Origin of the sequence: Mesorhizobium sp. M6A.T.Ce.TU.002.03.1.1, assembly GCF_003997275.1 — a bacterium.
Taxonomy (GTDB): domain Bacteria; phylum Pseudomonadota; class Alphaproteobacteria; order Rhizobiales; family Rhizobiaceae; genus Mesorhizobium; species Mesorhizobium mediterraneum.
Genome location: NZ_RZTI01000053.1, coordinates 16,193 through 38,006 on the forward strand (window position 1 = coordinate 16,193; position 21,814 = coordinate 38,006).

Here is a 21,814-nt window from a genome sequence, read left to right on the forward strand (position 1 = left end):
ACTATCCGGGTTCGGATTTGGCCGCGCGCGTCAGCAGCCGCTGGTAGAACAGGCCGATACCGATCAGGACCGCGCCGAGGCCGATAAAGGACAGCGCCCTCAGCACGCCTTCGAGCTCCGACATGTCGAAGAGGAAGACTTTCAGCACGGCGACCGAGATCAGCGCGGCCGACGCGACGCGCAGCACCTGCGACTTCAGCCAGACGCCGGCGGTGAGCAGCGCCACGCCGATGATCAGCCACAGTGCGGAATAGGTGTAGGTTTCGAGCTGGCCGAGGCCGCTCCACAGGCCGATGAACTCGCCCTTGAACAGTCGCCTCACCGACAGCGTCGCATAGGTGAATGCAAGCAGAGCCGCCACCAGAGCCAGCATCGCGGCGTACCATTTCGGCCGCTTGTCTCTGGTATAGAGCGCGAGGCCACCGGCAGCGAACGCCGGCAAGAGATAGGCGAGGAACAGGAGGTTGAACACAGGGATTCGGCCGGTCGATTCGTCAGTGAACAGCGGGTTCAGCGCCAGGAAATGCTGGACGACGATGAAGGCGACCGAGACCACGCCCGCGGCAAGCGAACCATAGCGCAGCACCGAGCTTGGCGAGCGCATGTCGATGGCGACCAGGATGGCGCCGGCGCCGATGGCGATCAACGTGTAGATCGCCTGTTCGGCGAGCGTCGCAGCCCCTGTGTCGATGACGCCGCCATGCATGGCATGGCGCACCAGAATGGCAACTGTGAGCAGCGCAAACAGCGCGGCGCCCGCTTCCATGGCAAGGCGCGGCTGGCCATTGGTGGTGCGAGCGAGTTGCCAGGCGGCAAAGCCGAAGGCGAGCGCCGGCACGCCGTATCCCGGCAGCAGCCAGTTGAACACCGGCGTCGTCGACAGGAATTCGGCGCCGACGATTGTCGGATCGAAGGCGACACGGCCGAGCACCGCGATGACCGCGCCAACCGAAATCCAGCCGAGCACCGGATAGGCGCGCCAGCGGGTGGCCAGTGCCGGCAAGATGGCCGCGGCACCCAGAAGGATGGTGGTCCAGCCGGATCCGAAGGCCATGTAGAGCATCAGCAAGGCGGCGACTGCTGCTCCGCCAAGCGCGAACGAGACGGCCGCCCCGCCCTGCAGCGGCGGCTCTTCACCGCGCGCGATCCACTCGCCGCCGACGGCGAAGACCACGACCAGAAGGGCTGCTACCGCCGCGTAGGCAAGATCGCGGTCGAGATTGCCGAAAGTGAACCAGAGCGCCAACAAAATGACCAGCGGTGCGATAACGCCCCATGCCGCCCATGAGGCGGCGCGGATGTGAGCCGATGCTGCAAATCTGCGCGCCGCCCAGAAGCCGGCACCGATGAAGACAAGCCCGAGTGCGATGCCGATCCTGAGCATCAGCGTATCGGATATTGCCGCCGTCAGACCATCGACACCCAGGCCGCCGGAAAGGTCTGAAGCAATCGAGGTTGGCGGAATGATGCCGAGATAGACCAGCACCGTCGCCAGCCCTGCGGCATGCAGAAGCGCCAGCGCCAGCGGCCTATAGAGCGCCACCGCGACCAGGGCTGTGATAAGGGCTGCTCCCGGCAGAGCATCGCTGGCAGCGTATGCCGGGTCGACGAACAGCGCCATCGCCGAAAGGCCGACGAAGAAGCCCGGTGCGATCGACGGCCAGTCGAAGCCCCCCGCGGGTTCAGCTTCGCCACCGCGACGGCCGAGCCAGACGAAGGCAAGCACGGCCAAGGTCACCGCATTGATAAAGAGGATGACAGGCAGGTTGGCGCCCGGCGCATCGGTCATGTAGAGAACGGTCCAGAGGCCAGTGCCGACGAACGCTGCCGCCATCAACAATTTCCAGTCGCGCAGGCGGGCGATGACGCTGGTGGCGGCTAGCACGATCGCGAGATAGCCGAACAGCGCCCAGGGATTGGGCGCCTGCGAAGCGACCAACATCGGCGTCACCACCGCGCCGAGCAGGCCGATGCCGGCCAGCGCCTGGCCGTGGATGAGGGCGGCTGCGATGGTCGCCACACCGATGGCGCCGAGCAGCGTGAAAGCAAGCGCCGGCCCGATGAAGCCGTAAACGCCATGCGCGGCATAAACCGTGCCGAACAGGATGAAAGCACCGGCCGCTGTCAGGATCGCCGGAATGTAGGCGCCGGCGACGCCCTGCACCGGCACCCTGAAGCCGGTACGGCGGATGAACTCGCCGACGGCAACCAGCACCAGCCCGAGCATTGCTGCCATGCTCAGCCGCACGCCGGGACCGAAGATACCCGCCTCAATGGTGTAGCGGATCAGGAACAAGCCACCCAGCGCCAGCGCGATGCCGCCGACCCAGACTGCCCAGCGGGTGCCGAGCGCCGTTTCAATGTCGGGTTTTTGAGCCGCTTTCGCCGTCGCTGCGGCCGGTTGCGCAGGTGCAGATCCAGCCGGCGCCGCTTCGCCCGCAGCCCACGGTCCGGATGCAGTCTCGCCGGCTTCAACCTCTGTGGACGGCTTTCCCTCAGCCTCGCCCGCCGATGGCGGGGCAATGTCGGTCACTGCCGCAACTGCCGCGCCCGCTGGCTTGCTGTCGTTTGCGGCCTGTTCTACCGGCTTGGGCTGCGGCGGGGCCACATGCGCGCCCGAAAGCACGAGGCTGCGCAGCGCACCAAGCTCGCGCTCGATCAGGCCGATGCGGCTCTGCTGGCGCGAGATAATGACGAACAGCGCGATGATCGCGACTAGGCCGATCAGGCTTTCGAACATGGCGGTTCCCCCAAACCAGGCCAGTAATTACTGACAAATGCGGCGGCCAGACGGCCGGCCGGGTCAGCGCGCCGCCAGATTGGCGGCCGGAAAGATCGAGCATGTTTCGGTGCCGAAAGCCAGCAGCTTGCCGTTGGCATCCTTCAGCGTCGCTTCCGAGACCGCTAGGGTGCGGCCCTTGTGCACCACCCTGCCCTCGCACACCACTTCGCCGGTCCTCGGCGTGATCGGCCGTGTCAGGTTCACCTTGAACTCCGCCGTCGTATAGGCCTCGCCCTTGTCGAGCAGCGTTTGCACCGCACAGGCAAGAGCCGAATCCAGCAGCGTCGCGGCCCAGCCGCCATGCACCCCACCCAGCGGGTTGAGATAGCGCTCGTTCGGCATGCCGCGGAACACCGCACGTCCTTCCGACACTTCGGTCAGGTCGAAACTGAGCTGGAAGGAAATCGGCGGCGCCGGGTATTTGTTGTCGATGATGCGCTGGAGCAATTCCAGGCCGGTATACTCGAGAATGTCGCCGTGCGGAATGGTGCCGAGGCCGAGCGGCGAGACCCGGCCGGGATAGAGCTCCACTTCGCTCATCTGGTGATTTCTCCGGCGGCGGGTTCTTCGATCAGGGTCTTGCCGGGCGCGTGGTGCTTGCGCAAGGCGGCGAGGAAGCCGGCGCGGGCGCCGGGAGCCTCTATGCCGCGCGGCTCGTAGACATGGCGGGTAAAAAAGAAGCCGGTCAGTCGGAAGGCGTCCTCGATCGCCGCCGGATCGGCGCGCAGGCCGGAGCCGCGCTGCAGGAAGGCGGGGAGCACCAGCATCTTATCGCGCCATGGCGCGCCTGCCGCGCGCGACACGGCACGCCCGGATTTCGGCGAGACATAGGCAAGGTTCTGCCTGGTGCCGGTCGCGGCACACTGGCTGAGATCGAGGCCGAAACCGAGCTCGTCGAGAACCAGCAGCTCGAAGCGCGCCACCAGCTCGCCGGCGACATCCGCATCGTCGAGGTGGGCGATCATCACGGCCAGCGTCTCGTAGAGGCCGCCATGGGCGTCGCGCTCGGGCAATAGGCGCAGATGCGCGGCCATGGTCTGCAGCCCATAGATGGCGACGGCGCTGTCGATGAGACGGGCGGCATTCATCTCGATGGCCTCGGCCTGGAAGGTGCCGAGATGCTCGTCAAGCCGCGCCCGCCACAAAAGGTCGACACGGTTGCCGGGCTGCAGAACGGGCTGTTGCTTGCGCGAGCGGCCACCGCGCACGAGGCCGAGGTGGCGGCCATGCGCACGCGTCATGACCTCAAGAATGGCACTGGTTTCGCCATGCTTGCGGGTGCCGAGAATGATTCCCTCGTCGCGCCATTCCATGAACGGAGCTTGTCACCGCTTCGGTGGCGAAATCAAGATTAGGCTTTCAGCCGTCCGCGCGCTGGTGGTCGGCAAGCACTTCATCGATCACGCGTCGCGACTTTTCAACTTCGACTGGATTGATGTCTATATGTCCAGCGACCGTGATCAGCGCTTTCCATAGCGCCCAACCACGGCCTCGCGCCCAGGTTGCCTCATCGGCCTGAAGACCCGCGCGAAACACCTCTCGGCTTTTCCCTTCGAATAGTGTCCACGCAATCGCCAAATCGCACGAGGGATCGCCCACGCCGGAAGTCCCGAAGTCGATCACGGCGCTCAAGCTGCCTTGCCTGACCAACAGGTTTCCCCAACTGACGTCACCGTGGAACCAGACGGGCGCGCCGTGCCAAGTCGCGGCAAGCGCCGCTTCCCACACCTTGCTCGCGGCACGTATGTCGATCTTGCCGCCGAGGGCTGCAATGGCTTGCCGGGTTTCACCGTCATAGACGCTCAGTGGTCCGCCTCGAAAAAAGTTGTGCTGCCCTGGCGCCGGTCCGCCGGCGGGATCGATCCGTTGCAGGGCGACCAGGAACTGGGCCAGGCTGGCCGCGAATTGCGGCCTTCGATCCAGCGGTAGACGGACCAATGCCAGGGATAGTTGTCGGCCGGGGTTCCCATCGCCAGGGGAACCGGGACAGGCAGCGGCAGAAGAGGCGCAAGCCTTGGCAACCAGCGATGTTCCTTTTCCACTTGCAAGGAATAGGCCGCCGCGCTCGGCAGCCTCACGAGCATATCGTCTCCGAGATGAAAGGTCCTGTTGTCCCATCCGCCTGATGCAACCGGCCTGACGGCAAGATCCTTCCAGCGGGGAAATTGGGTGGCGACCAGCCGGCTCACCAGAGCTGTGTCGATAGTGACTTCTTGCTTGAGCATGATCTTTTTCGAAAACCGGTTCCCACTTTTCGGGAACATGCTCTAATGCGGAAACTCCAGCCCCATCTCGCGGTAGCGCTCGGGGTCGTCGCCCCAGTTCTCGCGCACCTTGACGAACAGGAAAAGGTGCACCTTCTGTTCGAGGATACCTGATATCTCCATGCGTGCCGCCTGGCCGATGGCACGGATCGTCTCGCCCTTGTGGCCGAGGACGATCTTCTTCTGGCTGTCACGCTCGACATAGATGGTCTGGTCGATGCGCACCGAGCCGTCCTTCTTCTCTTCCCATTTCTCGGTTTCGATGTGGGAAGAATAGGGCAGTTCCTGATGCAGCCTGAGATAGAGCTTTTCGCGGGTGATCTCGGCCGCCAGCTGTCGCATCGGCAGATCGGAGATCTGGTCTTCCGGGTAATACCAGGGGCCGGCAGGCAGGGTTTCCGAGAGATAGTCGAGCAGGTCCTTGCAGCCCGACCCAGTTAGCGCCGAGACCATGAAGGTGCGCTTGAAGGGCACCTTTTCGTTGGCTGCCGCGGACAGGGCCAGCAGCGCCTCGGGCTTGACCCGGTCGACCTTGTTGAGGATCAGCACCATCGGCTGGCGGACATCCTTCAGCCGTTCGAGGATGGCGTCGGCGTCGCCCCTGATGCCGCGCTCGGCGTCGATCAGCAACAGCACGATATCGGCGTCCTTGGCGCCGCCCCAGGCGGTCGTCACCATTGCCGTGTCCAATCGCCGCTTCGGCTTGAAAATGCCCGGCGTGTCGACGAAAACTATCTGTGCGTTGTTGTGGATGGCGATGCCGCGCACGATGGCGCGCGTCGTCTGCACCTTGTGGGTGACGATCGACACCTTGGCGCCGACCAGCTGGTTGACCAGCGTCGATTTTCCCGCATTGGGCGCGCCGATCAGCGCGACGAAGCCGGAGTGTGTGACGGCGGCTTCTGTTGCCGGCGGGACGTCGTCGGTGGCGGTCATGCCGCGCTCCCCTTATTTAGCCAGATGCCTTCGCGCAACAGCAGTGCGGTGGCGGCGGCCTGCTCGGCCTCGCGCTTGGAGCGCCCACTGCCGGTCGCCGGCGGATAGGCGCCGACCTTGACGCTGATGGTGAACAGCGGATCGTGGTCCGGTCCCTCGCGGCTGTCAATTATGTAGACCGGCACGGCGCCTGCCGCCTGATGCGCCCATTCCTGCAGTTCGGTCTTGGCATCGCGGCGGGCGGCACCGATGGCCTGCGAGCGCGGCCGCCAGTATTTGTGGATGAAGGCGCTGGCTGCCTCCAGCCCGCCGTCGAGATAGAGCACGGCGATCAGCGATTCCAGCGCATCGGCGCGTAGATTGACGCGCTTGCGTCCGTCGAGGCCGCGCACGTCCGAGCCGGCACGGATCAGCTCCGGCAGGCCGATCTCCTCGGCGATCTCCGCCAGCGCCTCGGCATTGACCAGCGCATTGAGCCTGAGCGAAAGCTCACCCTCGGCAGCGTCCGGATACGCCGCCAGCAGCATGTCGGCGACGACCAGGCCGAGGACGCGGTCACCCAGGAATTCGAAACGCTCATAGTCGATGCCGGCATGGCTGCTGCGGGCGCTGGCATGGGTCAGCGCACGCTGCAAGCGCTGGTGGTCGGCAAAGGCGTGGCCTGTGCGCTCCATGAGCGCTTTGGCGAGCGCGTCCGCGGTCAACCGTTTTGTCGCGGCCATGATCCTAATTGACGAAATGGAGCAGGCGCGACGCGCGCATCAGCGACGGCCATTTCCAGATTTCGAGCGGGCTGGCGCTGCCACCGATCGAGAAGAAGATGAGGTTGGCGCGGCCGACCAGGTTCTCGTCGGGCACAAAACCGACGGTGAAGCGGCTGTCCGACGAATTGTCCCTGTTGTCGCCCATCATAAAATAGTGGCCGGGCGGCACGTCGAATTCGCGGGTGTTGTCGCCGATCGAGTTCGGCGTCAGGTCGAGCGTGTCATAGCTGACGCCGTTCGGCAAAGTCTCACGATAGACGTCGACCGGCCCGCTCTCCTCGGTGATGTCGCGATTGTCGATCTGCCCGACCTTCTGGCGCGGCACGCCAACGCCGTTGATGAAGAGCTGGCCGGCCTTGACCTGGATCTTGTCCCCCGGCAGGCCGACGACGCGCTTGATGTAGTCGACGGAGGGGTCCGGCGGGAACTTGAACACCGCCACGTCGCCGCGCTTCGGCTCGGCGCCCCAGATGCGGCCCGAAAAGAGGTCCGGCCCGAACGGCAGCGAATAGCGGGAGAAGCCATAGGACCATTTGGTGACGAAGAGATAGTCGCCTTCGAGCAAGGTCGGCCGCATCGACCCGGACGGGATAGAAAATGGCTGAAAAAGGAGCGTGCGGATGACCAGAGCGAGCAAAAGCGCCTGGACGATGACGCTGACGGTTTCGCCAAGCCCGCCGGATTTCTTCTGGGATTTTTCAGCCACGCTCATGTCGTCCTCGATTATGCGTTGGTTGGTATAGGGGCTCGGCGCGCGCTGGGCAACGTCATGCCGGTGGTCAGATGCAATCAATATGGCGCTTCTTCGACGGGCAACGCCTCGATGATCACAAAGGCTTGAGCAAGCGGAAAGTCGTCGGTGATGGTGAGATGGATTGCCGCCCTGTGCCGTTCAGGCAGGATTTTGTCCAGTTGCGCCGCCGCCCCGCCGGTCAGTGCCATGGTCGGCTTGCCACTGGCCAGGTTGACGACGCCCATATCGCGCCAGAAAACACCTTGCGCCATACCGGTGCCCAGCGCCTTGGCGCAGGCTTCCTTGGCGGCGAAACGCTTGGCATAGGAGGCGGCGCGGGCGCCGCGACTTTCGGAGCGGGCCTGTTCGACCTCGGTGTAGATGCGCTGAATGAAGCGCTGGCCATGGCGCTCCAGCGATTTTTCGATGCGTCTGATATCGATCAGGTCGCTGCCGATGCCAATGATCATTCGGCAGGAACTTCCCGTCCGGCCGTTCCAGCTCTGTCCGCCAGGCGCATGCGCCGCTGTTCGCGGAAGGTGGCCATGCCCCAGCGCGTGATGCCGTAGAACAAGAGGCCGAAGATCAGGCCAAGCGGCACGGCGCCGACGGTCATCGGTTTCAGCACCGGTCCCCACAATTGCGAAAACGAAAGATTGTGCAGCATCTCGCCGAGATGCGCGGGCGGCCCATGCGCCGGCAGGCGCTCGTGCAGGACCAGCTTGCCGGTCTCCCACGACGCGCCCCACAGCAGCGGGAAGGTCAGCGGATTGCCGACAACCGTGCCGAGCGCTGCCGCGACCAGATTCCCGGCGATTAGCCAAGAGACGGCAAAGGCGATGATGAAGTGAAAGCCGAGCGGAAAGAATGATGCGAACACGCCCGCCGCGACACCGGCGGCCACGGCGTGCGGAGTGGCCTTCAGCCGCAGGATGCGCTTGGAAAAGTATCGCAGCGAACGCGAGAAAGAGCGGCGTGGCCACAGATAGGTACGCACCCGCTCGAGAAAACCATCAGGATTGCGGCGTCGAAAAAGCACTCTGTTCCTGTCCTGATATCCAAAGCTGCCGCTCTGACCATCCCGGGCCGGGCGTGACAGCCACATCTTGCGCTTTGCGGCCGTCGAAAGGCAACAACGACCTTGATATAGCGATACGCCGGCCGCAGAACAACCGGAACTCGTCGGGCGCCCGCTTGCAGCGACCTTGCGGCGCCGGCGTTTCGCCGTTTCGAACACAGTACAATCGCGGCGGATTTGAGGAGGCGAGTTCGGCGCGGAGATCAGCAGCAACCCGCAAGCTATCTACAGCCCATAGTCGCTGACCTCGACGAGGTTGCCGTCCGGGTCGCGGAAATAGACCGACATCATCGGGCCACGGGCGCCGATCCGCTCGACCGGCCCGACTTCGACGGCAACGCCATTGGCCTCCAGACTGGCGCATATCTCGGCGAGCGGACGGGCGGCGACCAGGCAGAAATCTGCGGTGCCCGGAGTCGGCGCTTTCGCCTTGGGCTCGAAGGTGCGCCCTACCTCATGCACGTTGATCTTCTGCGTTCCGAAAAGCAGTGCCGTCGGCAGGTTCGGTGTGTCGAGACGCCTGAACCCGAGCACGCGCTGATAAAAGGCGCAGGTGTCATCGACGGAGCGAACCGTCAGCACGAAATGATCGATGCCGGCGATCACGGCAGCGCCTCCGTTATATGTTGCGGCTGCCCGGCTTGATCGCCGGAATGGCGGCGAGCTCGGGCGGCAGGCTATCGGCTGGATAGGCCGGAACCTCATATTCGGCGAGCGCTATCAACGGCACGCCGACATCGGTCTTGCCGGCCGAGCGGTCGATGATGCAGGCGGCGGCAACGACCTCGGCGCCAAGCGCGCGCAGGCAATCGATGGTCTCGCGGATCGACAGTCCGGTGGTGACGATGTCCTCGACGATGACGACGCGCGAACCCTTGGCGATCTCGAAGCGGCGGAGCCTGAACTCGCCCCCTTCCCGCTCGACCCAGATCGCCGGTGCGCCAAGATGGCGCGAAGTCTCGTAGGCCGGGATCAGCCCGCCGATCGCCGGGCCGACGACATAGTCGATCTTGCCGGACACAGCTGCGCGGATCTTTTCGGCCAGCGCCTTGCACAGGCGCTCGGTCTTGTCGGCATGCATGAAGACCCGTGCCTTCTGCAGGAAGACCGGGCTTCGCAAACCCGACGTCAGGATGAAATGCCCTTCCAAAACGGCACCGGCTTCACGGAAAATGCCCAGCACTTCGTCGGTGTTCATCTCTGCCCTGTCTCCAACACGCTTGTCTCCAGCACGCTAGTGATTTTTAGCCGTTCACGCGCCTTGCATCGCTGACGCTCGAATTGTCCTTGAGCTGCGACAGCAGCCGGTTCAGGTGCTTCAGATCCCAGACTTCGAGATCAATCAGCATTTCAGTGAAATCAGGCGCGGTGCGCACCATCGACAATGTATGGATGTTGGCATCGTTGGATGCAACGACCTGCGCGATGTCGGCCAGCGAGCCCGGCGCGTTGATGGCGGTGACCGAGACGCGCGCCGGAAACCGCTCCTTGGTGCGCTCGTCTATGTCCCAGCGCACGTCGATCCATCGTTCGGGCTGGTCGTCGAAAGCCTGCAGCGCCGGCGACTGGATCGGATAGATCGTGATGCCGGTTCCCGGCTGCACGATGCCGACGATGCGGTCGCCGGGCACAGCACCTTCCGGCGCGAAGCGCACCGGCAGGTCGCCGCGCACGCCACGGATCGGCACGGCGCCGTCCCTTGGCTGGTCCTTATCCTTGCGTGCCGCGCGTCCCGGAATCTGGAACAGCATTCCGGCGGCGTTGCGGATCTTCGACCAGCCCTCCTCGCGCTGCTTGGGCGCGGCCAGCGTGACGCGCTCGTCCTTGTAGTCGGGAAACACCGCTTTCATGACATCGGTGGAAGCAAGTTCGCCGCGGCCGACCGAAGCCAGCACATCCTCGGTGTCCTTGCGCGCCAGCCGATGCAGCACCGACTTCAGGCTCTCCTTGGTAAAGGTCTTCCCGGACCGCTCGAAGGCGCGTTCCAGTATGCGGATGCCGAGACCCGAATATTGCTTGCGGATGGCATTCTTGGTGGCGCGGCGGATCGCCGAGCGCGCCTTGCCGGTGACGACGACCGATTCCCACGCCGCCGGCGGCACCTGCGCCTTGGAACGGATGATCTCGACCTCGTCGCCATTCTTCAGTTCGGTCATCAGCGGCATGATGCGGCCGTTTACCTTGGCACCGACGCAGGTGTCGCCAACATCGGTGTGCACGGCGTAGGCGAAATCGATCGGCGTGGCGCCGCGCGGCAGCGCGATCAGCATGCCCTTGGGCGTGAAGCAGAATACCTGGTCTTGGAACAGTTCCAGCTTGGTGTTTTCGAGGAAGTCCTCGGGATTGTCGCCTTCGGCAAGCTGCTCGATGGTGCGCCGCAGCCAGGCATAGGCGTTGGTCTCCTTCGAGATCGCATGGGCGGTGCCGTTCACCTTGCCGCCGCTGTCCTTGTAGATCGAATGCGCGGCAACGCCATATTCGGCGATCTTGTTCATCTGGTAGGTGCGGATCTGCAGCTCGACGCGCTGGCGCGACGGCCCGACGATGGTGGTGTGGATCGAACGGTAGTCGTTCTGCTTCGGCGTCGAGATGTAGTCCTTGAAGCGGCCTGGCACCATCGACCATGTCGTATGGATGGCGCCGAGCGCCCGGTAGCAGTCCTCGACGGTATCGACGACGACGCGAAAGCCGAAAATGTCGGACAGTTGCTCGAAGGACAGCGCCTTGGCTTCCATCTTGCGGAACACCGACCACGGCTTCTTCTGGCGGCTCTTGACCTCGGCCTTGATCGCATATTTCTCGAACAGCGCGGACAGCGCCTTCTCGATCTCGGACAGCACATCCTTGTTGCGCTCGAAGATTTCGGCGAGCCGCGCGGTGACAGCGCGGTAGGCTTCCGGATTGATGAAGCGGAAGGCGATCTCCTCGAGTTCCTCGCGCATGCCTTGCATGCCCATGCGCCCGGCCAGCGGCGCATAGATATCCATCGTTTCCTCGGCGATGCGCAGGCGCTTGGCTTCAGGCACATGGTCGAGCGTGCGCATGTTGTGCAAGCGGTCGGCAAGCTTGACCAGCAGCACGCGAACGTCTTCCGAGATCGCCAGCAAGAGCTTGCGCAGGTTTTCCGCCTGCTCGGCCTTCTTGGAGACGAGGTCGAGTTTCTTCAGCTTGGTCAGGCCTTCGACCAGCTTGCCCATTTCCGGACCGAACAGCTCGTCGATCTCGGCCCTGGTCGCCGTGGTGTCCTCGATCGTGTCGTGCAGCAGCGCAACCGCGATGGTCGCCTCATCCATGTGCATTTCGGTGAGGATGGCGGCGACTTCGAGCGGATGCGAGAAATAAGGGTCGCCGGAGGCACGCTTCTGGTGGCCATGCTTCTGCATGGCGTAGACATAGGCCTTGTTGAGCAGCGCCTCGTTGACGTCAGGCTTGTAGCGCTGGACGCGCTCGACAAGCTCATACTGACGCATCATGGGCGGGATCTCGCAGTGCTGAAATGAATCATGCGCCGCACTGGCGTACGGCGCATGTCATAGATAACCACGAAACCGCCGACGCGAAAGTGTCGGCAGTCGTTGCGAAGATTAATAATCGTCGCTTTTTTCCGGCGGTACCAGACCTTCGATGCCGGCCAGGAGGTCTTCCTCGGTCATGCGGTCGAAGGTGATGTTGTCCTCGGTGTCGTCGGCATCGGTAGCCACAGCGGCGGCACCGGTCTGGTCGGCGATCGCCTCGCCATCGGCTTCCGGCTCATCGACCTCGACATGCTTCTGCAGCGAGTGGATCAGGTCTTCCTTGAGATCGTCGGGCGACAGCGTCTCTTCGGCGATCTCGCGCAGCGCGATGACCGGATTCTTGTCGTTGTCGCGAGGAACGGTGATCTGCGCGCCCTGGCTGATCTGACGGGCACGGTGGCCGGCCAGGAGCACGAGCTCGAAGCGGTTGTCGACCTTGTCGATGCAATCTTCAACGGTTACGCGGGCCATGAGCTGCCCCTTTCATGCCTGGATTTAATGGAAAACAGGCGCGGTCCATAACCTGAACGCCGCCAAAATACAAGCTTTTTGGCAATATCAGTCCGGGGCCAGGTCCGGGTCAAGTCCGGGGCCGGCCAAGGCGTGGTCTGGGCGCGCGTCGCCTGCGACGATACGGCACCGATCACAATTGCTTGCTATGCAGCATCATATCCTTGGATTGCCGTAAAACCGGCGTTATCTCGAATGACGAAGGTCAGCCGGTTATTTCAAGCCGACCGATAGTCACGCGCATTTAGACGGCCGCTTATTTTCGAAAAGGAATATTTTCCATGTTCGACCCTCGTGAAAAAATCGCTCTTTTCATCGACGGAGCCAATCTTTACGCCACGTCGCGCGCGCTCGGCTTCGACATCGACTACCGCAAGCTTTTGTCGAGCTTCCAGAAGCGCGGCTACCTGCTGCGTGCTTACTACTACACCGCGCTGGTCGAGGATCAGGAATATTCCTCGATCCGGCCGCTGATCGACTGGCTCGACTATAACGGCTTCAAGGTGGTGACCAAGCCGGCCAAGGAGTTCACCGACTCGACCGGCCGCCGCAAGATCAAGGGCAATATGGACATCGAGCTGACGGTCGATGCGCTGGAACTTGCCGATGTCGTCGACCACTATGTCATCTTTTCCGGCGACGGCGATTTCCGCACGCTGGTCGAGGCGCTGCAGCGGCGCGGGCGCAAGGTCTCGATCGTCTCCACCATGGCTTCACAGCCGCCGATGATTTCCGACGATCTGCGCCGCCAGGCGGACCATTTCATCGACCTGATGACGCTGAAGAGCGAGGTCGGCCGCGATCCGTCCGAGCGGCCGGTGCGCCGGCCCGAGCCGGCCGAAGTCGACGAGGACGACTATTGACGGCGGCGGTCTTGACCGCTCCCTTGGTCGCATCCCCCGAGCCTGATCGCGACTGCCCGCTCTGCCCGCGGCTGCATGATTTTATCGCGCAATGGCGGCAGCGCGAGCCGTCCTGGTTCAATGCGCCGGTGCCGACCTTCCTGCCGCCCGAGGGCGAGGATGCCGTTAAACTGTTGATCGTCGGGCTGGCGCCAGGCCTGCGTGGGGCGAACAGGACGGGGCGTCCCTTCACCGGCGACTACGCCGGCGACCTGCTCTACAACACGCTGATCGCGCACGGCTTTGCGCGCGGCCAATTCAAGGCGCGGCCCGATGACGGGCTGGAGCTTGTCGGCACGGCGATCACCAATGCGGTGCGCTGCGTGCCACCGGACAACAAGCCGGTCGGCGCCGAGATTGCCACCTGCCGGACGTTCCTGGTGCCGACGATCGCGCGGTTTAAAAACCTGCGCGCCGTGCTGGCGCTGGGCTCGATCGCGCACCAGTCGACCGTGCGGGCGCTGGGTGGGCGTGTTGCCGCTTATCCCTTCCGCCACGGCGGACAGCAGCAAACCAATGGCGTCACGCTGTTCTCCAGCTATCATTGCTCGCGCTACAACACCAACACCGGCGTGCTGACGGAAACGATGTTCGTCAACGTGTTCAGTGATATAGCCGCGTTTCTGGAGAGATAGATTCGGGCGGTGGCGCAAACAGCTCGGCCAATTTCTCCTGCCCGCCCTGAAGGACATTCAGATCGACATCGCCACTGATGCCGTCGACGCGACCCCTGTCGTGGTACTGCCAATAGATCCAGTCGTCATGACCTGGCCACAGCGCCAGCGAACGAACCCAGTGCGGTCGGCCGACGATCTGACCGGCATAGACCCGCGCAGCCTCGTCGGTCACATAGAGGATCGCTGTCTTGCCGAAAGCTGCCTCGACAGGGCGCAGGAAAGCCGAGAGTTCGACATTCAATTCTTCGGGCGATGGCCGCCGCGGACAATTGCCGACAAATTCTATGTCCACCACCGGCGGCAGCAGCGATTGATCGCGCGGCACGACGGAGATGAAATTGCGCGCCTGATCGGCGCCAGGCCTGCAGAAGGTGAAGAAATGGTAGGCACCGACCGCCAGCCCGGCCGCACGCGCCTCACGCAGATTGGCGGCGAAGGCGTCGTCGACATGGTCGCCGCCCTCGGTCGCCTTGATGACGGCGAAGGCGACATCGTCGGCGGCAACACGGCGCCAGTCGATCTGCCGCTGATGATGGGAAACGTCGATACCTCTGACCGGATATTTGCTTCGGTCCGGAGAAAACGTCTGGAAGTAGAAATAGCCGACGGCCGCGACGACGCACACGAGGATCAGGCTGGCCGCACCCCAAAGAACGATCCGGTTCTTCAAAAGAGTGGTTCCCAGCCTACCCACGCTCCTTCAGCAACCGGCCTTTCTCGCGCGACCAGTCGCGCTGCTTTTCGGTCTCGCGCTTGTCGTGCAGTTTCTTGCCGCGACCAACGGCGAGCAGCACTTTGGCCCGGCCCTGGTCGTTGAAGTAGATTTTTAGCGGCACCAGCGTCATGCCTTCGCGATCGACGCTCTGCGACAGCTTGGCCATCTCGCGTTTGTTGAGCAGCAGCTTGCGGCGCCGGCGTGGCTCGTGGTTGAAGCGGTTGGCCTGCAGATATTCTGGCAAATAGGAGTTGATCAGCCAGATCTCACCGCCCTCGACCGAGGCGTAACTGTCCTGGATGTTGGCCTGGCCCTGGCGCAGCGACTTCACCTCGGTGCCGGTCAGCACCAGGCCGGCCTCGATCGTGTCGAGCACCTCATAGGAAAACCGTGCCTTGCGGTTTTCCGCAACGGTCTTGTTGTTGGGATCGGCTTTTCTGACTTGATTCATGACGTCTAGAGTCCGTTTCGAAACTCGCTCCTGCGAGTCAGATGATGGTGGCACTAGAGCGCCGCGCGTTTTTCAAACGCGCAAAGGACGCTCTAGAAGTCTGACTTTGCGCATGGTCCTTTTCCGAAAGCGAACGCTTTCGGGGCCATGCGAGACCCGGAGCGGAGCGTACATATAGTACGTGAGCACCGGAAGCGCAGGTGACGCCTTCAGATGGCCGCAGGAGTAGAATTTCCAAACGGGCTCGCTAATTAATCAAGCCGGCGTGCTTCATGGCCGCATCGATCTTTTCGGCGGTCGACTGCTCGACGGTGACCAGCGGTGAGCGCAGCACGTTCTCGACCTTGCCGAGCTTCGACAGCGCATATTTCGCGCCGGACACGCCGGGTTCAATGAAGATCGCCTTGTGCAGCGGCAGCAGGCGGTCCTGCAAATCCAGCGCCTTGGCGCCGTCGCCGGAAAGCGTCGCCTCCTGGAATTCGGCGCACAGCCTAGGTGCGACATTCGACGTCACCGAGATGCAACCGACGCCGCCATGGGCGTTGAAGCCGAGCGCCGAGGCATCCTCGCCCGAAAGCTGGATGAAATCCTTGCCACAGGTCGCACGCTGCTCGGAAACCCGCTCGACCTTGCCGGTGGCGTCCTTGACGCCGACGATATTCTTGAAGTCGTGAGCCAACCGGCCCATCGTCTCGGGCATCATGTCGATCACCGAGCGCGGCGGGATGTTGTAGATGATGATCGGCAGACTGGTCGCCCTGGCGACGGCGGCGAAATGTTCATAGAGGCCGCGCTGCGTCGGCCTGTTGTAATAAGGCGTGACGACCAGTGCCGCGTCGGCGCCCGCCTTCTCGGCATATTGCACCAGGCCAACCGCCTCTTCGGTGTTGTTGGAGCCGGCGCCGGCGACGACCGGAGCGCGGCCTTTGGCCACCTCGATGCACACCTTGACGACGTGGCGGTGCTCGTCATGCGACAGGGTCGGCGACTCGCCTGTCGTGCCGACAGGAACCAAACCGGTCGTGCCTTCGGCGATCTGCCAGGCAACGAGGGCGCGAAAGGCTTTCTCGTCGAAACGACCGCTCTTTTCGAACGGTGTCACGAGCGCGGTAAGCGAGCCTCTCAGCATGTCGTCCAACTCCTTGGGACTTCTCGGGTTTTGACTTCTCGGGTTTGTCGTGCGCGCCTTCTAGCCGAAAGCGAAGCGGCGCACCATAGTCTCGACACCGTTGCGCGGCAAGCATGGCAGTAGTGCCAGCAAGCGCAATTTGAACGACCTTGGTAGCGCTTTGTTTACGGCCTCTTCATAGCAGCCAACTAGGCTTCAGTTGATCTGTGCCTGTTGGTAATGTGTAGACAGGAAATGATGAAGACCATGCCGACCAAGCAGCCTCATTTTTTTGCGCTGCTTGGCGCAATCCTCCTGCTGATGCCGAGCGGCGTGGCCGCCGGCAAGATCGATGTGCAGGTCACGTCGGCCATTCCGATGCCCCACCTGCAGGGTACGGGCCTGCAGGATACGAGATCCCCATCCGCCAGCGTCGCCAGGCTGAAGAGCGGCCTTGACGCGCTGGCGGCAAACGACGTTGCCGGAGCGCGTCAAGTGCGCGAGGCTCTGCCGGTCAAGTCGCTCGACCGGCACATCCTTGCCTGGGCGATCGCGCTCTATGGCGGCGACAAGGTGCCAAGCGGCGACATCGCCGATGCTGCGAAGATGTTGCCGAACTGGCCGGGCATGATCGCCTTGCGCAAGAACAGCGAGCGCGCGCTCTATCGCGAGAACCCCGCGCCTGAGATCGTGGTGCAGGCATTCGGCGGCAGCCAGCCGCAAACAGTCGAGGGCGTGGTGATCCTCGCCCGCTCGTATGTGTCGCGGGGCGACGTCAAGGCGGCGCGCTCGGTGCTGTCGCCTTTCTGGCGCACCGAAAAACTGGAAGCCAAGGACGAAGCTGACATCATCCAGGAATTCGGCAAGCTGATCCCCGCAGCCGACCACCGCTTCCGCATGGAGCGCATGTTCTATGCCGACCGGGTCAATTCCGCGCTGCGCGTCGCCGGCCTTGCCGACGCCCAGCAACTGGCCGACGCCTGGGCGGCGGCGGCCAAGGGCGACAAGAACGCGGCCAAACTGCTGAAGGCCGTGCCCGCCGCGCAGCGTTCGGCCGGCTATTTCTTTGCGCAAGCCCAATATCTGCGCAAGCAAGACAAGCTTTCCGACGCCGTCGCAATGGTGATGAAGGCGCCGAGCGACCGCAACGCGCTGGCCGACCCGGATGCCTGGTGGGCCGAGCGTCGAGTATTGTCGCGCGAACTGGTCGACCAGGGCGACATGAAGACCGCCTACAGGATCGTAGCAGCACATGCCGCCGAAAGTGCCGCCAATGCGGCGGATGCGGAGTTCCATGCCGGCTGGTACGCGCTGCGCGGCCTCAACGACCCCAATACCGCTGCCAAGCATTTCGCGCGGATCGCCGATCTCACTCAGGGGCCGATATCGCTGTCGCGCGCCTATTATTGGCTCGGCCGTGCAGCCGAAGTCGGTGGTCCCGGCAATGCGAAGGATCATTTCACCCGTGCCGCCGCCTATGGCACGACGTTCTACGGCCAACTCGCCGGCGAGCGCGTCGGCCGGCAGGTGCTCAACATCGCCTATCCCTCGCCTGATACCACCGACCGCCGCAATTTCGCCGGCCGCGAAGCTGTCAGCGCCATCAGGCGGCTGCAGGAGGCGGGCTATGAGCGCTATGCCGACACGCTTTACCGCGACCTCGCCGGACAGTTAAGCAGTCCCGGAGAGCTGGCGCTGCTGGCCATGATGGCGGAAAAGCAGGGCAATCATTTCCTGGCGCTGAAAGTCGGCAAGATCGCCGGCGCGCGCGGCATCGATGTCGGCGCGCTGTCGCATCCGCTCGGCGTCATTCCCGACACCGCCAACATTTCCGGCTCGGGCAAGGCGCTGGCCTATGCGATCGCCCGCCAGGAAAGCGAGTTCAACATCGGCGCCGTCTCCAGCGCCGGCGCGCGCGGGCTGCTGCAGCTGATGCCGGGGACCGCCAAGCAATTGGCAAAGAAGGCCGGAATGATTTTCTCGCAAGCGCGGCTGACCACCGACGCCGGCTATAATGCGACGCTGGGCGCCGCCTTCCTCGGCGAGCAGCTCGGCCGCTTCGACGGCTCCTACGTGCTGACCTTTGCCGGCTACAATGCCGGCCCCAACCGCGCCGCCCAGTGGGTGGCGAAATACGGCGACCCGCGCGGCAAGGACATCGACGCCGTCGTCGACTGGATCGAACGGATTCCCTACACGGAAACAAGAAGTTACGTCCAGCGCGTGATGGAGAATTACGAAGTCTACAAGATGCGTATTTCCGGCAAATACGACATTGTGGGCGACCTGGTGAACGGGCGGAGTTGAACCAAGGAAGGCAGGTTAAGCCAGAGGCTGGCGATCCTTCGCGCCCCCTCTGTCCTGCCGACGGCTAAGTCGATTTGACCCTACCTGCCCTCGCCTGTAGCAGTCGGGACGATCCGGCAACGGCGAGGAATCGAGTCCAAATGTCGAGCGGTTTTTCCGACTTCTTCTACGCTTCGCCGGACGGGCTGCAACTCCACGCCCGTATCTACGGCGAAGCGAACTCCGGACGCTGGCCGGTCGTCTGCCTGCCCGGCCTCACCCGCAATAGCCGCGACTTTCATGAGCTGGCGCTGCACCTGTCGCGACGAGCGAAAAATCCGCGCAAAATCGTCGCCTTCGACTATCGCGGGCGCGGGCAGTCCGCCTACGACCCCGATATCGGCCACTACAATGTCGGCGTCGAGGCCGGTGATGTTCTCGCCGGGCTGGCGGCGCTTGATATCGAGGAAGCGGGCTTCATCGGCACGTCACGTGGCGGGCTGATCATTCATGTGCTCGGCGCGATGCGACCGACCATCCTGAGGGCCATCGTTCTCAACGATATCGGCCCGGTGGTCGAGGCCGGCGGCCTCGCCCATATCCGCTCCTATCTCGAGCGCGCGCCAAAGCCGAAAACCCATGCCGAGGCGGTCGGCGCCCTGCGCGGCGCGCATGGCAGCGACTTTCCAGCCCTGACCGAGGCGGATTGGGACCGCATGGTATCGGCCCTCTACCGAGAGACGGATGACGGGCTGGTGCCGGATTTCGACCCGAAGCTGGTCGACACGCTGGCGGGTCTCGATCTCACCCAGCCGTTGCCGGCACTGTGGCCACAGTTCGAGGCACTGACGGCCATGCCGATGCTCACTATCCGCGGCGCCAATTCGAAGCTGCTGTCCACCGAGACGCTCGAACAGATGCGAAAGCGTCACCCTTGTATCGAGACGATCACGGTCGAGGACCAGGGCCATGCGCCTTTCCTCGAGACCGGCGGCCTGCCCGGCGCCATCGCCGCTTTTCTGGATACGGCCGAACAACAATTCGGCTCAAAGTAAAACCTCCAGGATCGACTTCGATCCTGGAGGTTTTTACTTGAATTTGGCTTACGCGGACTTCGAATTTTTCCGGGGCGCCTTGGACGAGGCTTTCGCCGCGACCGGCTCGCTCCTTGGTTCCGCAGAAGACAGAGGGCTTTCCGCCTCCGATCCATTGCACCGAGGCGTTTCCAGCACGACGACGCAGCCGTCGAGGTCGTTCGTGGCAAGATGCGCGTAACGCATGGTCATCGAAAGCGTCTGGTGGCCAAGCCACATCTGCACACGCCTGATGTCGATGCCGCCCTGGACAAGACGCGAGGCGCAGGTGTGGCGCAATATGTGCGGCACGACCTGTTCGTCGGCGCCAAGACCGACCTCGGCCTTCGCATCGTTCCAGATGGCGCGAAACTGCGCCTGGCTGAGCTTGGTGAAAGGACCTTTGGGCCGACGGCCCTCGGTGACCGGCAGCTTGATCACCTCTTTGGTCCGGGCAGTGAGTGGAATGGTGCGGCTGCGGCCGGATTTGGTGATCCAGAAGCTGACGCGATGCTCCTGGATATCATTCCAGATCAAGCCCAGCGCCTCGCCGAGGCGACAGCCGGTGTCGACGAGAAAGACCGAAAGCCGGTAAGCGTCCTCGCTGCGTCTCTTTATGGCGGCGAACAGCTGGGCTTCCTCATCCCGCTCGATGAAGCGAATCCGTCCCGCCCGCTCCTTCTGGCGGCGGAACTCGGGCAGGCTGTGGATATCCCCCATCTTGTGAGCCTTGCGCAGCAGTTTGCTGAGAGCAGCCATCTTTCGATTGATGGTTGCGTTGCTGTTGCCGCGCTGGCGCAAGGTGCCGATAAGGTTGTCCAGGGTACTCTGGTCAAAGGCGCTGAAACGCTCCCCAAGGAGAATCTCGTCTATTTCGCCGATGAAGGAGCTGACATTGTATTTATGCCGCCCATCATCCCAAAGTATGTCTCGGTATGCTGAAAACAGCTCCCCGACCTTGTACGACTTTACTTCTCTGATCTTGTTATAACTGTATTTTATTTTTGCGTTTTGAGAAGAAAACATCGAAAAATGGTCAGAGGGAGCACCCTCTTGAATCGCTTCGTTTGTCATTGTCTTGCCACACCCCCGGAGTGGATAGGTCAGCCCTATCTGCCTGGGAGCGTCCTTTCAAGAGTTTTGATCACGCAGTTGTGATTTCATCCGCCATCAACGAATCCCACGAAATCTTCCCACGGACCTTATTCAGCTACCGTTACCCCCTGTTCCTTCTGTTTGCCTTGATCCAGGTCACGAAACAAAACAGCCCGGGCATTGAAGCGCCCGGGCTGGAATTTCACTTGTTTTAAGCCCAGCCCTTAGAACGAGCGCTGGAAGCGGAGCTGGCCGCCAAAGCTGTCGTCGTCGTCCGCACCGGTCCAGTTGGAGACAGAATCCTCGCCTAAGCTGAAGTAGGAGGCCTCCGCCGTGATCGTCAGGCCGGGGACGATGTCATAGGCGATGTTCGCCACGACGCCGAGATTCTTGCCCTCGTCATACGAGACCTGGGTGTTGAACGAGGTCTTCTCGTTGATGGTGTAGGTGCCACCGCCCCAGACTGCCCAATTGCCGCTCCACAGCTTGTACATGCCGCGACCGTTGGCGTCGAATACATATGACGTATCCGTGTAGTTGTCGTCCGTGCCGTAGCCGGCCATGATGAACAGCGACAGGTTCTCCATCGGCGTGACGTCAAGGCGAACCTTACCGGCCACCTCTTCGTAGTTGCTGTCGTAAGCAACGACGCCGGTGATCGCGCCCCAGCCCTGCGTCCACTTCACGCCGCCGACGACATGCGGAACGTAGCTGTCGATCGTGAAGTCGCCGTAGCCTTCTTCGAGCGAGACGACGGCGGAGAAGCCGTTGCCGGCATCGAAGTAGTACTGGACGACATTGGTGTCGAAGCCGCCATAGGGAACCAGCGTATCGTTCATGACGTTGCCGGCGTAGCCGATGAACGTATCGAAGGCCGATTCGTCCTTACCGACGCGCAGACCACCGAGCTGGATCCAGGCGAAGT

At 63.0% G+C, this 21,814-nt stretch carries 21 protein-coding genes and 1 pseudogene; 4 read left to right on the forward strand and 18 right to left on the reverse strand.

The genetic code is table 11. The features are described 5' to 3' along the window. Window position 1: 1 nt before the first annotated feature. The 13 genes and pseudogenes from EOC93_RS17115 to rpoZ all read right to left on the reverse strand — a co-directional run bounded on the left by EOC93_RS17115 (window position 2) and on the right by rpoZ (window position 12,543). Complete coding sequence (locus EOC93_RS17115) at window positions 2–2,740, reverse strand: DUF2339 domain-containing protein (RefSeq protein WP_095483145.1); 2,739 nt, start codon at window positions 2,738–2,740, stop codon at window positions 2–4. A 63-nt stretch (window positions 2,741–2,803) separates the two neighbouring features. Further along, a complete protein-coding gene (locus tag EOC93_RS17120; protein ID WP_095483144.1) occupies window positions 2,804–3,322 on the reverse strand; it encodes a PaaI family thioesterase in 519 nt (172 codons plus the stop codon). Next, window positions 3,319–4,095, reverse strand: a complete 777-nt coding sequence (gene recO / locus EOC93_RS17125) for a DNA repair protein RecO (RefSeq protein WP_126107169.1) — start codon at window positions 4,093–4,095, stop codon at window positions 3,319–3,321. Before recO ends, EOC93_RS17120 begins: the two co-directional genes overlap by 4 nt. A gap of 46 nt (window positions 4,096–4,141) precedes the next feature. Then, a pseudogene (locus EOC93_RS17130) lies at window positions 4,142–5,007 on the reverse strand (aminoglycoside phosphotransferase family protein). 42 nt (window positions 5,008–5,049) lie between these two features. After that, window positions 5,050–5,982 (reverse strand): GTPase Era, encoded by a 933-nt coding sequence (era, locus tag EOC93_RS17135; protein WP_095483142.1) that lies wholly within the window; start codon window positions 5,980–5,982, stop codon window positions 5,050–5,052. Continuing rightward, complete coding sequence (gene rnc / locus EOC93_RS17140) at window positions 5,979–6,704, reverse strand: ribonuclease III (protein ID WP_095483141.1); 726 nt, start codon at window positions 6,702–6,704, stop codon at window positions 5,979–5,981. Before rnc ends, era begins: the two co-directional genes overlap by 4 nt. A gap of 4 nt (window positions 6,705–6,708) precedes the next feature. Beyond that, a complete protein-coding gene (lepB, locus tag EOC93_RS17145; RefSeq protein ID WP_127205204.1) occupies window positions 6,709–7,458 on the reverse strand; it encodes a signal peptidase I in 750 nt (249 codons plus the stop codon). Window positions 7,459–7,535: 77 nt separating this feature from the next. Further along, a complete protein-coding gene (gene acpS / locus EOC93_RS17150; protein ID WP_127205200.1) occupies window positions 7,536–7,949 on the reverse strand; it encodes a holo-ACP synthase in 414 nt (137 codons plus the stop codon). After that, on the reverse strand, window positions 7,946–8,518 hold the full coding sequence (locus tag EOC93_RS17155; RefSeq protein WP_095483139.1) for a DUF2062 domain-containing protein: 573 nt from the start codon (window positions 8,516–8,518) through the stop codon (window positions 7,946–7,948). The genes acpS and EOC93_RS17155 overlap by 4 nt, the downstream gene beginning before the upstream one ends. Window positions 8,519–8,782: 264 nt before the next feature. Beyond that, window positions 8,783–9,163: a VOC family protein gene (locus EOC93_RS17160; RefSeq protein ID WP_206072912.1), complete on the reverse strand. Its 381-nt coding sequence runs from the start codon at window positions 9,161–9,163 to the stop codon at window positions 8,783–8,785. 13 nt (window positions 9,164–9,176) lie between these two features. Beyond that, window positions 9,177–9,755, reverse strand: coding sequence for an orotate phosphoribosyltransferase (gene pyrE / locus EOC93_RS17165; RefSeq protein WP_095483137.1), 579 nt, complete (start codon window positions 9,753–9,755; stop codon window positions 9,177–9,179). Between the two features lie 46 nt (window positions 9,756–9,801). Beyond that, on the reverse strand, window positions 9,802–12,030 hold the full coding sequence (locus EOC93_RS17170; RefSeq protein ID WP_127205201.1) for a bifunctional (p)ppGpp synthetase/guanosine-3',5'-bis(diphosphate) 3'-pyrophosphohydrolase: 2,229 nt from the start codon (window positions 12,028–12,030) through the stop codon (window positions 9,802–9,804). Window positions 12,031–12,141: 111 nt separating this feature from the next. Then, window positions 12,142–12,543 carry a DNA-directed RNA polymerase subunit omega gene (gene rpoZ, locus EOC93_RS17175; protein ID WP_095483135.1) on the reverse strand — a complete coding sequence of 134 codons (402 nt, stop codon included), beginning with the start codon at window positions 12,541–12,543 and terminating at the stop codon, window positions 12,142–12,144. A 320-nt stretch (window positions 12,544–12,863) separates the two neighbouring features. Here rpoZ and EOC93_RS17180 point away from each other — a divergent pair, with 320 nt between their 5' ends. Further along, entirely contained in the window at window positions 12,864–13,445 is a 582-nt protein-coding gene (locus EOC93_RS17180) for an NYN domain-containing protein (RefSeq protein ID WP_095483134.1), read from the forward strand. An 11-nt stretch (window positions 13,446–13,456) separates the two neighbouring features. Beyond that, window positions 13,457–14,119 (forward strand): uracil-DNA glycosylase, encoded by a 663-nt coding sequence (locus tag EOC93_RS17185; protein WP_164759170.1) that lies wholly within the window; start codon window positions 13,457–13,459, stop codon window positions 14,117–14,119. Here EOC93_RS17185 and EOC93_RS17190 read toward each other — a convergent pair. The 3 genes from EOC93_RS17190 to dapA all read right to left on the reverse strand — a co-directional run bounded on the left by EOC93_RS17190 (window position 14,088) and on the right by dapA (window position 16,456). Next, a complete protein-coding gene (locus EOC93_RS17190) occupies window positions 14,088–14,831 on the reverse strand; it encodes a GH25 family lysozyme (RefSeq protein ID WP_095483132.1) in 744 nt (247 codons plus the stop codon). The two genes, EOC93_RS17185 and EOC93_RS17190, sit on opposite strands and share 32 nt — an antisense overlap. A 16-nt stretch (window positions 14,832–14,847) precedes the next feature. Continuing rightward, window positions 14,848–15,327, reverse strand: a complete 480-nt coding sequence (gene smpB, locus EOC93_RS17195) for an SsrA-binding protein SmpB (protein ID WP_023719895.1) — start codon at window positions 15,325–15,327, stop codon at window positions 14,848–14,850. A 247-nt stretch (window positions 15,328–15,574) separates the two neighbouring features. Continuing rightward, window positions 15,575–16,456 (reverse strand): 4-hydroxy-tetrahydrodipicolinate synthase, encoded by an 882-nt coding sequence (dapA, locus tag EOC93_RS17200; protein ID WP_095483131.1) that lies wholly within the window; start codon window positions 16,454–16,456, stop codon window positions 15,575–15,577. A 246-nt stretch (window positions 16,457–16,702) separates the two neighbouring features. Between dapA and EOC93_RS17205 the strand changes: the two genes are divergently transcribed. Together EOC93_RS17205 and EOC93_RS17210 are read left to right on the forward strand one after the other, a co-directional pair. Further along, a complete protein-coding gene (locus tag EOC93_RS17205) occupies window positions 16,703–18,742 on the forward strand; it encodes a lytic transglycosylase domain-containing protein (RefSeq protein ID WP_127205202.1) in 2,040 nt (679 codons plus the stop codon). Window positions 18,743–18,882: 140 nt separating this feature from the next. After that, window positions 18,883–19,776 carry an alpha/beta hydrolase gene (locus tag EOC93_RS17210; protein WP_095483130.1) on the forward strand — a complete coding sequence of 298 codons (894 nt, stop codon included), beginning with the start codon at window positions 18,883–18,885 and terminating at the stop codon, window positions 19,774–19,776. A 48-nt stretch (window positions 19,777–19,824) separates the two neighbouring features. Here EOC93_RS17210 and EOC93_RS17215 read toward each other — a convergent pair whose 3' ends face one another. Together EOC93_RS17215 and EOC93_RS17220 are read right to left on the reverse strand one after the other, a co-directional pair. After that, window positions 19,825–20,868, reverse strand: coding sequence for a site-specific integrase (locus EOC93_RS17215; protein ID WP_095483129.1), 1,044 nt, complete (start codon window positions 20,866–20,868; stop codon window positions 19,825–19,827). A 245-nt stretch (window positions 20,869–21,113) separates the two neighbouring features. After that, a partial coding sequence (locus tag EOC93_RS17220) for a porin (RefSeq protein ID WP_164759171.1) occupies window positions 21,114–21,814 on the reverse strand: 701 nt, incomplete at its 5' end.